The 15714-nt window shown below is 44.1% G+C and carries 17 protein-coding genes; 10 read left to right on the forward strand and 7 right to left on the reverse strand.

Features of this window, described 5'->3' with window-relative positions; all coding sequences use genetic code 11:
- Positions 1 to 82: 82 nt before the first annotated feature.
- On the forward strand, positions 83 to 391 hold the full coding sequence (locus AB4274_RS14465; RefSeq protein ID WP_017060748.1) for a DUF3301 domain-containing protein: 309 nt from the start codon (positions 83 to 85) through the stop codon (positions 389 to 391).
- Here AB4274_RS14465 and AB4274_RS14470 read toward each other — a convergent pair.
- Positions 357 to 875 carry a GNAT family N-acetyltransferase gene (locus AB4274_RS14470; protein WP_017060749.1) on the reverse strand — a complete coding sequence of 173 codons (519 nt, stop codon included), beginning with the start codon at positions 873 to 875 and terminating at the stop codon, positions 357 to 359. The two genes, AB4274_RS14465 and AB4274_RS14470, sit on opposite strands and share 35 nt — an antisense overlap.
- A 768-nt stretch (positions 876 to 1643) precedes the next feature.
- Here AB4274_RS14470 and AB4274_RS14475 point away from each other — a divergent pair.
- The gene (locus AB4274_RS14475) at positions 1644 to 1931 is read left to right on the forward strand and encodes a hypothetical protein (protein ID WP_017069390.1); all 288 of its coding nucleotides are present in this window, start codon (positions 1644 to 1646) and stop codon (positions 1929 to 1931) included.
- A gap of 54 nt (positions 1932 to 1985) precedes the next feature.
- Positions 1986 to 2429, forward strand: coding sequence for a YaiI/YqxD family protein (locus tag AB4274_RS14480; RefSeq protein ID WP_017063355.1), 444 nt, complete (start codon positions 1986 to 1988; stop codon positions 2427 to 2429).
- A gap of 112 nt (positions 2430 to 2541) precedes the next feature.
- Here the strand turns inward: AB4274_RS14480 and AB4274_RS14485 are convergent, their stop codons facing one another.
- The 3 genes from AB4274_RS14485 to AB4274_RS14495 all read right to left on the reverse strand — a co-directional run bounded on the left by AB4274_RS14485 (position 2542) and on the right by AB4274_RS14495 (position 4902).
- Positions 2542 to 4128 (reverse strand): AbgT family transporter, encoded by a 1587-nt coding sequence (locus tag AB4274_RS14485; protein WP_372112409.1) that lies wholly within the window; start codon positions 4126 to 4128, stop codon positions 2542 to 2544.
- Between the two features lie 388 nt (positions 4129 to 4516).
- Positions 4517 to 4642: a type B 50S ribosomal protein L36 gene (gene ykgO / locus AB4274_RS14490; protein WP_010436457.1), complete on the reverse strand. Its 126-nt coding sequence runs from the start codon at positions 4640 to 4642 to the stop codon at positions 4517 to 4519.
- A complete protein-coding gene (locus tag AB4274_RS14495; protein ID WP_010436456.1) occupies positions 4642 to 4902 on the reverse strand; it encodes a type B 50S ribosomal protein L31 in 261 nt (86 codons plus the stop codon). The genes ykgO and AB4274_RS14495 overlap by 1 nt, the downstream gene beginning before the upstream one ends.
- Positions 4903 to 5025: 123 nt before the next feature.
- On the opposite strand from AB4274_RS14495, the gene tsaA reads away from it, so the two are divergent.
- From tsaA to AB4274_RS14525, 6 genes are all read left to right on the forward strand, one after another.
- Positions 5026 to 5721, forward strand: a complete 696-nt coding sequence (gene tsaA / locus AB4274_RS14500) for a tRNA (N6-threonylcarbamoyladenosine(37)-N6)-methyltransferase TrmO (protein WP_076645948.1) — start codon at positions 5026 to 5028, stop codon at positions 5719 to 5721.
- Positions 5722 to 5822: 101 nt separating this feature from the next.
- Positions 5823 to 7538 carry a proline--tRNA ligase gene (locus AB4274_RS14505; RefSeq protein ID WP_017063353.1) on the forward strand — a complete coding sequence of 572 codons (1716 nt, stop codon included), beginning with the start codon at positions 5823 to 5825 and terminating at the stop codon, positions 7536 to 7538.
- Positions 7539 to 7728: 190 nt separating this feature from the next.
- The gene (locus AB4274_RS14510) at positions 7729 to 8418 is read left to right on the forward strand and encodes a tellurite resistance TerB family protein (RefSeq protein WP_017060754.1); all 690 of its coding nucleotides are present in this window, start codon (positions 7729 to 7731) and stop codon (positions 8416 to 8418) included.
- Positions 8419 to 8582: 164 nt separating this feature from the next.
- The gene (locus tag AB4274_RS14515; protein ID WP_008222923.1) at positions 8583 to 8786 is read left to right on the forward strand and encodes a YaeP family protein; all 204 of its coding nucleotides are present in this window, start codon (positions 8583 to 8585) and stop codon (positions 8784 to 8786) included.
- 1 nt (position 8787) lies between these two features.
- A complete protein-coding gene (locus AB4274_RS14520) occupies positions 8788 to 8979 on the forward strand; it encodes a DUF4250 domain-containing protein (protein ID WP_004738555.1) in 192 nt (63 codons plus the stop codon).
- Between the two features lie 232 nt (positions 8980 to 9211).
- Entirely contained in the window at positions 9212 to 9538 is a 327-nt protein-coding gene (locus AB4274_RS14525; RefSeq protein WP_102320137.1) for a hypothetical protein, read from the forward strand.
- Positions 9539 to 10037: 499 nt separating this feature from the next.
- Here the strand turns inward: AB4274_RS14525 and glyA are convergent, their stop codons facing one another.
- Positions 10038 to 11288 (reverse strand): serine hydroxymethyltransferase, encoded by a 1251-nt coding sequence (gene glyA / locus AB4274_RS14530; protein WP_017066387.1) that lies wholly within the window; start codon positions 11286 to 11288, stop codon positions 10038 to 10040.
- Positions 11289 to 11635: 347 nt separating this feature from the next.
- Between glyA and AB4274_RS14535 the strand changes: the two genes are divergently transcribed.
- A complete protein-coding gene (locus AB4274_RS14535) occupies positions 11636 to 12238 on the forward strand; it encodes a YitT family protein (protein WP_372112411.1) in 603 nt (200 codons plus the stop codon).
- A gap of 181 nt (positions 12239 to 12419) precedes the next feature.
- Here AB4274_RS14535 and treC read toward each other — a convergent pair whose 3' ends face one another.
- Together treC and treB are read right to left on the reverse strand one after the other, a co-directional pair.
- Positions 12420 to 14105, reverse strand: coding sequence for an alpha,alpha-phosphotrehalase (gene treC / locus AB4274_RS14540; protein ID WP_372112413.1), 1686 nt, complete (start codon positions 14103 to 14105; stop codon positions 12420 to 12422).
- Between the two features lie 141 nt (positions 14106 to 14246).
- A complete protein-coding gene (gene treB, locus AB4274_RS14545; RefSeq protein WP_017063347.1) occupies positions 14247 to 15671 on the reverse strand; it encodes a PTS trehalose transporter subunit IIBC in 1425 nt (474 codons plus the stop codon).
- Positions 15672 to 15714 lie beyond the last annotated feature (43 nt).

A 15714-nucleotide genomic window follows, 5' to 3' on the forward strand; every position in this document is an offset into this window, starting at 1 on the left:
ACCAGACAGAACAGCTCAGTAGCTCATAACAAAAAGCTCAAATCACGAACGGAATAGAGAGATAAAAGGAAGTATGGATTAAATGATAGATAACTTATTGGCTATTTTGATGCTGTGCTTCTTTTGCTTTCTGTTTTGGCAACAGCGCAGGCAATCCGAGCTTGCGAAAGCTGCCATTGCGAGAAAATGTAAAGAGCTCGACTTACAGCTATTAAGTGTTGCCTTTAGTGGTCATAAACTTAAGATGCGCCATGAGCTCACCACCATTTGGCGCTGGCACACCGTGTATCAATTTGAGTTTTCAGCGTTAGGTGATGACCTGTACCAAGGGAAACTGACCATGGTGGGCTTCCGTTCTATGCGGTTTGAGCTACAGCCTCATAGAATGTAACGTCGCAATACGCGGTATAACTATATTCATGATAAGGGCCAAACTGATCTTGTTTGGTCTCTTTAAATGCAAAGCCTAACTTTTCAAGTAACTTAATTGATGGGTTATGACCAACATTAACGGTCGCGACAACATTCGTTAGGTGTTCTTCAAAACAAACCAAACTAAAGAAAGGTTTTAGCACTTCACTAGCAAGGCCTTGATTCCAAAACTCCTTGTCCAGAATAAATCCCAGTTCATGCTTCCCTTCTTCAGACGAAACAAACAAATGCCCGAGGTATTCACGGGTTTGGTTGTGGATAATGGCTCGGCAAAAACCAACGTTGTCGTTCAGTATTTCTTGAAATAGGTGTTTTGCAGAGGCAATAGAATGCGGCCCGTTCATTTCAGCACGATTGATGGGGCAGCAATTCAACTTGATAAAGTCATGTTCTAACTGCTCGGTATAAGGTACCAACAGCGTTCTTGAGGTTGCTATCGTCATAAAACACTCCTTGTGTTGACCATTAGCAGAAAAGCAGATGTCGCGTGCTTAGATAAAAGCTCCTGAATTAAAGAGAGCCCCTAGATAGAGAAAAAGCCTTAGGAAAAGAAAAGCCCCGACACCGAAGTGTCAGGGCTAGGGTCTTACTCGCAGCAGTCCGGCTACTAATTAATGCTCCATGCATCATCCATAATAGTGGCTGTAATCCTTCAGCTCTTTCCTTTACTTCGCCGTCCTAGCGGTGTCCAATCATCCTGAAAGCTAACAATCCTAGTTAGCGCACATCACTTGTTCCGTGAGCGGTGTCCTTTACATCGTCCTGATGCTAATCCAACCCTTTAATCCTAAAGGTGTCCATTGTCATTCCGTTGCAGCTAACTTCCTGTTAACTGACTGTATCCCTACAATGTCCTTACGCTCCATGCTTGATCACTCAATCCTAAGTAACCAAATCTTCATCCTGAAGATAACCAAATCCTTGGTGCTTTCCTGTTCCGTGTCAGAATCCTTCCGACAAGGTTTAATTTACGCGATTTAGGATTTCGGACAATAGATTTGCATCACATTTTGAATTCAAGAAAGTTGTTAATTATATAAAACAATTAAAATTCAACACCTTAACCATGTGCACATCAATCTCTCTAGCGATGTATTCGTGTTATCTCACAACCTTTGTAAGAGATCTCTCACAAGCCATGGGCGGTTTTATGATTCGCTATCATTCACCAGAGCGAGTAAAATGACTAAAGACTAAAAATGGAGATCAACATGCTGACAAAAGATGTTTCTGAAGAGTTGAAATCAGTGCTTGAAGGACTGCAAGCGCAAGGGAAAGAGCCGACAGTTGCTTTAGTTAAGGCTCGTATGAGCACATCCGTTCCGATGCCCGCTTTAATCACGACCATCAAGAGCTGGAAAAGCGCAAATCGTGTTCCTAAAGTTGAAGTCGCGACACAAGAAGAGCCAGCACTTGATCGTGTTAGCCAACTGGAAAAGCAAATCCTTGAACTCACTGCTCGCGTTGCCATGCTTGAAGCTAAACTAACTGATCAATAAGGCAACTGAGCAATAAGTTGACCGATAAATAAGCTAACAGAGAAATAGAACACTATGAAGATATGGGTTGATGCGGACGCTTGTCCAAAGGTTATCCGAGAAACAATCGTACGCGCAGCTGAGCGCACAGGGGTTGAATGTACCTTTGTGGCAAACCATCTGGTTCCCGTTCCTAAACGCAATAACATTCACTCAATTCAAGTGCCAAGCGGGTTTGATATTGCTGATGATGAAATCGTAAAGCGCACTGAACCCGGCGATCTTGTGATTACATCCGATATCCCTCTGGCTGACGAAGTGATCACTAAAGGTGGGCAAGCACTCAGCTCTCGTGGTGAGCTTTACACCAAAGAGACCATTAAAGCGCGTCTGAACATTCGTGACTTTATGGATACCATGCGCTCAAGTGGCATCCAAACGGGTGGACCAAGTGCCCTTTCTCAAACCGACCGTCGTGAGTTTGCCAACCACTTAGATAGAATTCTAGCCAAACGCTAGCTGGCTCATCCGAGCTTAACCTAGTTCTATCTCTCCATAAAAAATCAAAAAACCTGCAAACAATGCAGGTTTTTTTAATATCAATTAGAAGAAGGTTTCCCCTACTCTACAACTAAGGCGTGTAGTACGTTGCAGCGCCTGGACCTACTGGTAGACCAAATACGAATACCCATAGGTAGAACAAGATGCTCCAACCGAACATGAATACCATTGAGTAAGGCAACATGGTTGCGATCAGTGTACCAATACCAAGGTTCTTCATGTAACGAGTAGCTACGGCAAGGATAAGACCGAAGTAGCTCATCATTGGTGTAATGATGTTGGTTGTTGAATCACCGATACGGTAAGCCGCTTGAATCGTTTCAGGTGCGTAGCCTACTAGCATTAGCATTGGAACGAAGATTGGCGCTGTTACTGCCCACTGTGCAGAAGCTGAACCGATCATCAGGTTAATGAAACCACACATTAGGATGAATGCGAAGAACAACATTGGACCCGTTAGGCCGATATCCTGAAGGAATGTTGCGCCGCCTACAGCAACCACTTGACCAAAGTTCGTCCACTTAAAGAAAGCAACAAACTGTGCAGCAAAGAATACAAGAACGATGTACATGCCCATTGAAGACATCGACGTTGCCATTGCATTAATCACATCACGGTCATTCTTCATTGAACCGGTAATTTTGCCGTAAACAAAACCAGGAATAGCAAAGAATACAAAGATAAACGCGACGATACTTTTCAGGAATGGAGAGCCTGAAATCGTGCCCGCCTCTGAACGTAGAACACCGTCAGCAGGAACAACAGTCCAAGCTAAAAGCGCACTCACGATTAATACAGCGACACCCGCCAATCTAAGGCCTTTCTTCTCAATAGCAGTAAGCTTACCCATTGAGTCATTTGAAAGATCTTCAGACGCGTCTTCGACATTGTATTTACCCAGTTTAGGTTCAACAATCTTCTCTGTTACCAATGCACCGGCAATCGAGATAAAGAAGGTCGAAATAAACATGAAGTACCAGTTTGATTCAGGGCCAACAGAGTAAGATGGATCAAGCATTTGTGCTGCTGTTTCTGTGATACCAGAAAGCAGTGGATCAACCGTACCGATAAGTAGATTTGCAGAATAACCACCAGATACACCAGCAAATGCTGCCGCTAGACCTGCTAATGGGTGACGACCCAATGAGTGGAAAAGCATTGCTGCAAGCGGGATAAGTACTACATAGCCAAGCTCTGAAGCCGTGTTAGAGATAATACCTGCGAAAACTACGGTTACCGTAACCATGCGCTTAGATGCGCCCATTACCATGCCACGCATCGCCGCAGATAATAGACCTGAGTGCTCAGCAATCGCAACACCTAGCATTGCAACAAGCACGGTACCTAATGGCGCAAAGCCAACAAAGTTTGTCACTAGATTAGTAACAATGAGCTGTAAGCCTTCAGCATTAAGTAAGCTTACAACGTAGATCATGCCGTCAGCAGCACGACCTGGAGCACCTTCTGGACGAGGGTCCATGACAGACACTTCAAAGTAACCAGCAATACCTGAAGAAACTAGGATTGCGACACAGAAGATAGCAAAAAGAGTGATTGGGTGGGGTAAAAGGTTCCCCAAATATTCAACGCTGTCTAAAAAGCGTGTGAAAATAGGTTTTTTTGGTGCGTTGTTTTTTATTGAAGCAGATGAACTCATCTGTTCCCTCCTTGTGTAGTGATTCCTGTGCAATTGTGACAAAGATGTTCAAATTGCCAGCGAAGGGTACGCGACAAAAATATCAATTAGAAATTCAAAATGTTACAAAGTGTGTAACAAACGACGATTTTTAACTCTATCTGAACAATTAATTAGCAAATAAATCTATATTAAACACAAAAACTAGATTTATAATTTACAACAACGCATTCACTAGAAATATAACTCACAACATAACCCATTGATTCACTTGAAAATAAAATACATCGTACGTTAAATGCACACTCGATATCCGGTTAAGTTCCTCTCGAAGGAAAAGAAAAACAGACAAATGAATGAAGTTTGACTTTCCCCTCGTTTTTACACACATGTCACATCATATTGACGGTTATTTTTGAACCGCTTTAAATCTTGGATTGGATTTACAGATCACATAGTGACGCCCTCTACGCTTAACTATCTGGCAATCAGGGTGACGGCTTTTCGCACTTTTAAGTGATTTAACAACTTTCATTATTTAGCTCCCTTACCTAATTGACCAAAGCGACGAGTAAAATTAGCAACACGTCCCTCTTTATGTAGCACTCTCTGTTTACCCGTATAGAAAGGATGTGATTTTGAAGACACTTCAATAGTGAAATAAGGGTAAGTATTACCATCTTCCCATTCGATAGTACGCTCTGTTTTCAAGGTGGAGCCAATCAAGAAGTACTCATCAACATTGGTGTCGTGGAACACCACTGTGCGGTAGCCCGGGTGGATATTCGGTTTCATTGTATTTCCCTAAATAATTGAATTGATATGTTATAACATAACAAATGATAATTATTATCAAAAGAAAAACAAGCGATTTTATGATATTTTCCCGCCATAGATCGTAATCAGAGACGTCCACTCATGTACTCCATTGAACCTATTGGCTTTATAGAGTCTCCCTATAAAGAGAAGTTCGCAGTGCCAAGGCAACCTAGATTGGTACCCACATCCACCTCAAGAGTCAGGCTGGTTGACGCAGCAAACTGTCTTGAGTCTGTTCGGGATATTGAGCAATTTAGCCATGTGTGGTTGTTGTTTCTGTTCGATAAGAACCTTGAAGCGGGCTGGAAACCAACTGTGAGGCCGCCTCGACTTGGCGGCAATGAACGTATCGGTGTTTTCGCATCACGTGCGACATTCAGACCGAATGGGATTGGCATGTCTGCGGTTGAACTCAAAGGTGTATCTCAAGAGAAAGGGCAGACTTGGTTGGATCTTGGCAGCGTCGACTTAGTAGACGGCACACCGATCATCGACATCAAGCCTTATATCCCCTACTCAGATTCGATCCCGGATGCATTGGGAGGGTTTGCCGCCGATGAACCAGAAGTGCTCGACGTTAACTTTTCGCAGCAAGCGCAAAGTAAGCTCGCAAGCCATCCACAAGCGCGCCATATCATTCAGGTGATCAAAGAAGTATTAGGCCAAGATCCTCGCCCTGCCTATAAGAAAGGTAAGCCTGACAACAAGGAATATGCGGTAAATTTGTTCGATCTTAACGTGAAATTCGTGGTTGAAACGCTTTTCATCAATGTAACTGACATTGAACGCTTTTGAGATCCCAAATAGGCTGATATTATATACGGCTATATCAGATTTGCTGTCGTCACTCACTGCAGCAAATTTTCTTTTATCAATGATGAAACGGATACCATAGAATGCGTACCAGTAACTACCTTCTTTCTACTCTGAAAGAGACTCCAAACGACGCAGAAGTTATCAGCCACCAGCTGATGCTACGTGCAGGTATGATCCGTAAGCTAGCTTCAGGTTTATATACTTGGCTACCTACTGGTCTACGTGTACTGCGTAAAGTCGAAAATATCGTTCGCCAAGAGATCGATAATGCAGGTGCCGTTGAAATCTTGATGCCCGTAGTTCAACCGTTTGAGCTTTGGGAAGAGACTGGCCGTTCTGAAAAGATGGGTCCTGAGCTACTTCGTTTCACAGACCGTCACTCTCGTCCGTTTGTTCTTAGCCCAACAGCTGAAGAAGTAGTGACGAGCCTAGTACGTAACGAGATCAGCTCTTACAAACAGCTACCTCTAAACCTGTACCAAATCCAGACTAAATTCCGTGATGAGCGCCGCCCTCGTTTTGGCGTAATGCGTGCACGTGAATTCTCTATGATGGATGCGTACAGCTTTGATATCGACAAAGAAGGCTTAGAAAAGTCTTACCAAGCGATGCACGATGCTTACTGTAAAGCATTCGACCGTATGGGCCTTGAATACCGTCCAGTATTGGCAGACTCTGGCGCAATCGGCGGCAGCGGCTCTCAAGAGTTCCACGTTCTTGCTGAAAGCGGCGAAGACCTAATCGCATTCTCAACTGAGTCAGATTACGCAGCAAACATCGAAAAAGCAGAAGCACTTGCTCCTACTGAAGATGCAGCAGCACCAACTCAAGAGATGGAACTGGTTGATACACCAAATGCGAAAACTATCGCAGAATTGGTAGAGCAACACGGTCTAGCAATCGAGAAGACAGTTAAGACTCTATTCGTTAAAGCTTCTGATGAAGTAGACGCTGATATCATCGCGCTAATCATCCGTGGTGACCACGAACTGAACGAAGTGAAAGCAGAGAACCTTCCACAGGTTGCTTCTCCGCTAGAGATGGCTTCTGAAGAAGAAATCCGCGCACTTGTTGGTGCAGGTCCTGGTTCACTTGGACCTGTTGGCCTAGAGCTACCATTCATCGTTGACCGCTCTGTTGCTGTAATGAGCGACTTTGGCGCTGGTGCAAACGTAGATGGTAAGCACTACTTCGGCATCAACTGGGGTCGTGACGTTGAGCTTGCTCAAGTTGAAGATCTACGTAACGTTGTTGAAGGCGACCTTAGCCCATGTGGTCAAGGTACTATTCAGCTTAAGCGTGGTATCGAAGTTGGTCACATCTTCCAACTGGGTAATACTTACTCTAAAGCAATGAACTGTAACGTGCTTGGTCCTGATGGTAAGAGCGTAATCCTAGAAATGGGTTGTTACGGTATCGGTGTTTCACGTGTTGTTGCATCTGCTATCGAGCAAAACCACGATAAATTCGGTATCACTTGGCCAGACGCACTAGCGCCGTTCCAAGTTGCTATCGTACCAATGAACATGCACAAATCAGAGCGCGTTAAAGAAGCAGCTGAGAAGCTATACGCTGAATTAACAGCTATGGGTATCGAAGTTTTATTCGATGACCGTAAAGAGCGCCCTGGTGTTATGTTTAAAGATATCGAGCTTGTGGGTATCCCTCACACTATCGTTATCGGCGATCGCAGCATGGACGAAGGTAACTTCGAATACAAAAACCGTCGTACTGGTGATAAAGAAGCTATCGCAATGGACACGGTTATCGAGCACCTTAAGGCTCAACTAGCTTAGTAATCCGATTACTGACTAGATAAACATTGAAAGGCTGCCGTTAGGTGGCCTTTTTTGTGCCTGTCATTTCGCTTCAAACTCCCTTCTATTTATCAGTAGAGTAAATAACGTAAGTTAATCCCCTGTTCATCTTTAAATCCGTATATTGGTGTCATCAACTTTTTGGACATGCTCACCATTGGAGGTATCGATGGATATCAAAAGCTTACTGAACCAAGCACTTAAATCAGATCTCGTAAAACAAGGTACTCAGAAACTTTCACAAGGGTCTTCAAGTTTAAGTGGCCTTTCTCAAGGCAGCAATAGCAAGAGTAGCAGTAAAAGTACACTCGGAGCCTTCGGTGCAGGCGCAGTTGGCGGAGGACTGTTAGGTGCGTTAATGGGCTCTAAGAAGACTAAGAAAATGGGTAAGAAAGCGGCTGGGATTGGCGGCGCAGCAGCACTGGGCGCTTTGGCTTATAAAGTCTACAACGACTACCAGTCCAAACAAGGCCAGACACCTAACGCCGAACAGGCTCAGTTTGATGAAAATGATGCAAACCACAGCGTGCTGATTCTACGATCGATGATTGCCGCGTCTAAAGCTGATGGCCATGTTGATGAAGAAGAGATGGCTAAGATAGAGCAAGCCGTCGAGAATATGGGCGCTGATTATCAACTGACTAAATTGGTCTCTGAAGAACTGCATAAGCCACTCGACCCAAGCGAAATCGCTCAACTGGCAACGTCACCTCAACAGGCAAGTGAGATCTACTTAGCCTCTTTGATTGTGGCCGACGAACAGAATTTCATGGAAAAGGCGTACCTGAAAGAGCTCGCGAAACAGCTCAATCTTGCTGATGAAGTCACCTATCAACTTGAACAACAAGTCTCTGGCTAATCGGCAAGTACCAAACGAAGCCGTAAAGAACGGCCTAAGCAGCGAGCTAACCAAGTGAGATATTGAGCAAGGACAAACTAACTCTGAACTTGATCAGATCCACTTTGTTTTTGCTTATCTCTATGTGTATATTGAGATCAGTTATCATTTGGTTAGGTATAAAAATGAAAGTATACGATTGTTGTGATTTGGTGCGTGAACTGTATTCTCAAATTGGCAGTGGCGACCAAGGCTATATCCCTAAAGCGATCACCTGCGCGGTAAAAACATTGAATGACCTTGCTGCAGATGAATCTCTTCCTAAAGAAGCTCGTGAGCGTGCAGCCTTTGCCGCTGCAAACCTGCTGATCTCAGATTTCGAGGACTAATATGAACCTCGCTAATTTTGAAAAAATGGATCCTGTAATGTTGATGAGTATCGTCAACATGAAGCTACGTGACGACTTCGGTGGTGATTTGGATCGAGTGGTCAACTTCTACGAAATCGACAAAGCAGCCTTAATCGCTAAGCTCGCGTCTGCTGGTTTTGAGTATCTTCCAGAAGCTAAACAGTTTCGATAGTCGTTTAAAAAATCTTCCTATTTAAAGACCAACCTCTGTGTTGGTCTTTTTTTGTTGGTGATACGTAATAAGGAAACACGCAGCAAACCCATTATAAATTATCTGTATGCACCTATACTTTTATATCTTAGAGTCAACGAACGCGCCTTGAACCAAAGCGTATTGTTGTATAGGCTACCTAAACTAGCATATAAAACTCATCACTCAACTTGATGATAGTGAAGGATTAACAATGAAAAGACTCGGACTTTTAGCCGTTATCGCAGCCGCACTCACCGCAGGTTGCGCTTCAAATACTCAGCAAGACAACTTTCGCGAAGCCTCTTTTGAGCTGTGTAATACTGAAGTCGATATTTACTCTGTAAGCCATGATGAACGAGTTCGCATCGTCTGCTCTGATGGCTCTAAATTCGCTTTGAACAGCGAAGATACACTAGAAGTAATGCGTGATATCAACATCGACTACTGCGATGGCGAAGGCTTAGGCAAATTCAACGAGAGCCGCCACTATTACTCATTCAAGTGTAAGTCAGGCACCCTACTTAGCATCAAAAAGTAGAATCGACACTACCAAATACCAAAGGGTTAATGTGAAAGCATTAACCCTTTTTAATACCCGCTTTTCTTTACTCTTAATCCCAAATCCACCAGCCACCAGATACAAAAAATAGCTCCTTTAAAGAAGCCTCTAGTATCATTGCTTTTCAAAGTAGTTGTTTGAAATTCTAAGAGAGCACGCAGAGATTACGGGTGTAAGTGAGCATGCTCGACAACAATTTTAAAACTTCCAAGTACAAAAAAGGCCCCTATTAAGGAGCCTCTAGTATCAATATTTTTCAAAGTAGTTGTTTGAAATTCTAGGAGAGCACGCGGAGCTTACGAATGTAAGTGAGCATGCTCGACAACGTAATACCCAAAAAAACAAAAAAAGCTCCCAACAGGAGCCTTTCAAATCGTATTTTTCAATCAAATAGCTTTAGTTCAAGGAAAAGGCGCGGAGTTTACGAATGTAAATGAGCACCTTTGACACAGAAATTAAGCTATTTGAGCCAGAAAAATTAAGCGTAAACCGGTAGACGCTTACAGATCTCTAGTACTTTTGCTTTAGTCGCTTCGATAACAGACTCATCACCCATGTTATCTAGGATGTCACAGATCCAACCTGCTAGCTCTTTCGCGTCTGCTTCTGAGAAACCGCGACGAGTGATAGAAGGAGAACCGATACGGATACCTGAAGTAACGAATGGGCTACGTGGGTCGTTTGGTACTGAGTTCTTGTTTACAGTGATGTTTGCTGCACCTAGTGCTGCATCTGCTTCTTTACCTGTGATGTCTTTGTTGATTAGGTCAACTAGGAACAGGTGGTTCTCTGTAGAACCTGAAACGATGTTGTAACCACGAGCTAGGAATTCAGCAACCATTGCTTTTGCGTTAGCAACAACGCGTGCTTGGTATTCTTTGAACTCTGGCTCTAGAGCTTCTTTGAACGCTACTGCTTTACCAGCGATAACGTGCATTAGAGGACCACCTTGGCCGCCTGGGAATACTGCTGAGTTCAGCTTCTTGTAAAGATCTTCGCCTTCGTTAGAAAGGATTAGACCACCACGAGGACCCGCAAGCGTTTTGTGCGTCGTTGTAGTTACTACGTGAGCGTGTGGCACTGGGTTCGGGTAAACGCCTGCAGCGATTAGACCTGCTACGTGAGCCATATCTACGAACAGGTAAGCACCTACTTTGTCAGCGATTTCACGCATGCGCTTCCAATCACAGATTTGAGAGTAAGCAGAGAAACCACCGATGATCATCTTAGGCTTGTTCTCGATAGCCAGCTTTTCCATCTCTTCGTAATCGATTTGACCCGCTTCATCGATACCGTAAGGGATGATGTTGTAAAGCTTACCAGAGAAGTTTACTGGAGAACCGTGAGTTAGGTGACCACCGTGTGCTAGGCTCATACCTAGAACCGTATCGCCTGCATTTAGTAGTGCCATGTATACAGCGTTATTTGCTTGAGAACCTGAGTGAGGCTGTACGTTTGCGTACTCTGCACCAAATAGTTCACATGCACGTTCAATTGCTAGAGTTTCAACTTTGTCTACGTACTCACAACCACCGTAGTAACGCTTGCCTGGGTAGCCTTCAGCGTATTTGTTTGTTAGCTGAGAACCTTGAGCTTCCATTACACGTGGGCTTGTGTAGTTTTCTGAAGCGATAAGTTCGATATGCTCTTCCTGACGAAGAGTTTCTTCTTGGATAGCTGCGAATAGATCCGCATCGTAATCAGCAATGTTCATGTCACGCTTAAGCATCTGTATCTCCTGACTCAGATTGTACTGAAAGTTTCAAAAAAACCACACAACGACCGAAAGCAAACGTTTCCGTCACCGTTTTGATGTGACGCATTCTACATAATTTGATCTAGGTCATAAAGAGCTAATTGCAATTTTATCATGCAGTTTTTTCATAATCACAAATAAGATTCATCATGGTTATTTGGCTTATCCAACCAAAGATGGCGCTTACTGTCAATTTTACGCTTTACACCCTGTAAAACGCAGATTACATAGGTTTACCTTAATTTTGCCCCTCAAGCTACCGAAAGCTAAGGTTTTTCTCTACTATGCACGCCTTTATTGGTTAGGTAATTATAAAAACGATGGAAAAACACTCACGTAAAGAAGATTGGGTAGCAATCCTCACTGGCACGTTTTTAGTGGCGTTAGGCGTCTTCTTTTTACAGTCAGCGAACCTGCTTACTGGTGGCACTACTGGCTTGGCTCTGCTTTTGAGTCAATTCTTGCCGGTAACCTTTGGTATTTTGTACTTTATTGCTAATTGCCCATTCTACTTATTAGCATGGAAACGATTTGGCCGTCACTTCGCAATAAGCAGTGCCATCTCAGGGGCTTTAGTATCTGTGTTTGCCGATCATTTATACTTAGTTATCTCGCTAGAAGTTCATAACGAGATCTATTGTGCTGTTGCCGGCGGCTTACTAATGGGCTTAGGTATGCTAATCCTATTCCGTCACCGCTCAAGTCTGGGTGGCTTCAACGTACTGTGCTTGTTTATCCAAGACCGCTACGGTATCTCGGTAGGCAAAACACAAATGGGTATTGATGCGTGTATTCTGTTTGCATCGTTCTTCTTCGTGTCACCTTGGGTGATTGCCGTATCTGTATTAGGCACCGCAGTATTGAACATCGTATTGGCAATGAACCACAAACCAACTCGCTACTCGGTGAATTACGCGTCTTAAAGTTCATTACCTGCTCTGTCGTTGCTGGCACTCGATGCTCAAACTTCTCGCAAGTAGACTCGAGGCACGATATTCCAGCCATCACTAAAACAAAAAAGGCTTTGGGGAGCACTCCAAAGCCTTTGTAGAAGCCCAATCCTTTAAGGGGAATAAGAATCAAGCTTCTTAAAATGAAACAAGGTTAACCTTCAATCAAGAGAATACGAGTCTCGTAAGGACGTAAGACTTGATGATGTAATGCAACTGAAGTGTTCGCTTGTTGATAGTTAGACAACAGACTCTTCGCCTTAGTCATATCAAAACGTTCCGGTAAAACGCACTCCGCCTCTTCACCATAATAGTTGTTAATACACAGCAAGGTTTGCCCTTCGTTCTCACGTGCATATGCAAAAATGGATGAGTGATCAGGCAATAGATCTTGATAGCTGCCATCCGTAATCACTGGTACTTGTTTGCGTAACTCAATCAAGCTCTTATAGAAATAAAAAACAGAGTCTTTGTCTTCCAGTGCTTGCTCAGCGTTAATCTCAGAGTAATTATTCGCTACATCAAGCCATGGCTGAGCTTGTGAGAACCCTGCGTAAGGCTCACTGTTCCATTGCATTGGTGTACGAGAGTTATCACGAGACTTCTGCGCCAAAATCGCCATCATATCTTGATGAGCCACACCATCACGGTTCACCATGATGTCGTACATATTGGTACTCTCAACATCACGATACTGGCTAATTTCAGTATAGCTAGGGTTAGTCATGCCAATCTCTTCACCTTGATAGATATAAGGTGTGCCCTGCATCATGTGGACAGAAGCGGCGAGCATCTTGGCTGATTCAACGCGATATTGCTGATCGTTACCTAAGCGACTCACCACTCTTGGTTGGTCGTGGTTACACCAGAATAGTGCGCCCCACCCTTTGCCATTCAATCCCGTTTGCCAGTGGTTAAAGATTGACTTGAGCTGTAAGAAATCGAAGGGAGCGTTGGTCCATTTCTCACCATTGGTGTAATCGACCTTAAGGTGGTGGAAGTTAAACACCATTGATAGCTCGCTGTTATCAACATTTGAGTATTGCTGACAATGCTCCAACGTAGTTGAAGACATCTCACCTACAGTCACGCTACCGTACTTCTGGAATACCGCTTCGCTGATCTCTTTTAGGTATTCATGTACGCGCGGGCCATCGGTATAGAAACGACGACCATCGCCAATATCATCATTAGGGAAGTCTTGCTGCTTTGAAATCAGGTTAATGACATCGAGACGGAATCCATCGACGCCCTTCTCTGCCCAGAAGCTGATAACGTCTTTTACTTCTTCGCGTACAACCGGGTTCTCCCAGTTGAGGTCGGCCTGTTCTTTCGCAAATAGATGTAAGAAATACTGACCAGTGGCTTCATCCATTTCCCATGCATTACCACCGAACTTAGACTGCCAGTTGGTTGGTGCTTGACCATCTACGGGATCTTTCCAAATATAGTAATCGCGGTAAGAGCTGTTTTTGTCGCCCAAAGCAGATTGAAACCATGCATGCTCTGTCGAGGTGTGGTTTACCACGATATCCATCACGATACGGATACCACGTTGGTGCGCTTCAGACAGCAATAAGTCGAAGTCTTCCATGGTGCCGAATTGAGGATTAATCGCGTAGTAGTCTGAGATATCGTAACCATTATCGATCATAGGAGATGCGTAAACCGGGGTTAGCCAAATCGCATCGACACTCAAATGTTTGAGGTAATCCAGTTTCGAAATGATCCCTTTGATGTCGCCAGTACCTTTACTGCCACTGTCGCAGAAGCTCTTTGGGTAGATTTGATAGATGGTTGCGGTTTTCCACCAGCTTTCATCATGTTCAGTCATCGCCATCTCTAACACTCACTTACCAGAAAATATAAAATAAAAATCACCATGTGAATCATGGTCGAATAGCCGTTATAACTAAAAGAAAAAGCTATAACTAAGAGAAAAAGCGATAACTCATTTTGGAGTCATCGCTTATTCAATGCATTACGCGTTCGCGGTTTCTAACTCACCCTTGGATTGGGCTCGCTTGTAGAAAAACAGGGTTAGCGTGATAGGCAGTACTATCGCCACCAGCATCGCGACTAGGTAAATCGACCAATATTGAGGTTGAATCGATAGGATGCCCGGCAAGCCGCCGACACCGATACCATTCGCCATCACACCTGCGCTGCCACAAATCGCGGCTGCAACAGCACTACCAATCATTGCGCTCAGCATTGGGAATTTGTATTTAAGGTTAATACCGTACATCGCAGGCTCTGTTACACCTAAGTAGGCTGAGATTGCCGCAGGAACCGAGATATCTCGTTCACCTTCACGCTTACTCAAGATAATGATGCCGACTACTGCCGATGCTTGTGCAATGTTTGATAGTGCAATCAAAGGCCAAATTGGTGTCCCGCCTAAGTCTTGCATCAGTTGCAGATCCACCGCGTTGGTGGTGTGGTGAATACCCGTGATAACCAAAGGTGCGTATAGGAAACCAAAAACCACTGAACCAAGAATCGCAAAATCACCTGTCATTGCAGCTTTAGCCGCGAATGCCACACCATCGCCTAACATACGACCGAATGGGCCAATGAAAGCGTGCGCTAGAATCACAGACAAAATAATCGATACAAATGGCACAACCACTAGGTACAAGTAAGCAGGGACGATACGCTTAAGATTGGTTTCAATGAACGCCAAAGCCACACCCGCTAACATCGCTGGGATCACCTGAGCCTGATAACCGACCTTCTCAATCACGAACAGCCCAAAATCCCATACCTCAGGTACCGATTTACCTATCATGTATGCGTTCATGAGTTGTGGTGAAACTAAGGTCACACCGAGCGTGATACCCAAAATAGGGGTTCCGCCAAGCTTCTTAACCGTAGCCCAACACACGCCAACCGGTAGGAAAAAGAAAATAGCTTCGCCGATCAACCATAAGAAAGAGTGAACGGTTGCCCAGAATTGACTGATTTCAACGAGGGTTTTGCCGTCGAACATGCGAATGTCGCCAATCACATTACGGAAACCAAGAATCAAACCACCTGTAATGATGGCAGGCAGCAGTGGTACGAAAATTTCGGCTAAATGGGAGATACCACGCTCAAGGAAGTTCATGTTTTGACGAGCAGCCAGCTTCGCCTCATCTTTTGATGATGCCTCTTTACCTGTCTGTTCAATCAGAAGTGCGTACACTTCATCAACTTCAGTGCCAATCACAACTTGGAATTGGCCTGCATTAGTAAAACAGCCTTTTACTAGCTTCAGTTTTTCGAGTTCAGCTTTGTTGGCCTGCTCTGTATCGTTCAATACAAAACGCAGTCGAGTCAGACAGTGGCTGACACTCGCAATGTTTTCTTTACCACCGACTAACTCGATAAGACGCGCAACGTCTTGCTTCGCTATCTTACTCATACTACCCCACCCTGGTTTCATTCAATTACTCATCTAAACCATG

It is taken from the genome of Vibrio sp. 10N.261.55.A10, assembly GCF_041470825.1.
Taxonomy (GTDB): Bacteria; Pseudomonadota; Gammaproteobacteria; order Enterobacterales; family Vibrionaceae; genus Vibrio; species Vibrio crassostreae_C.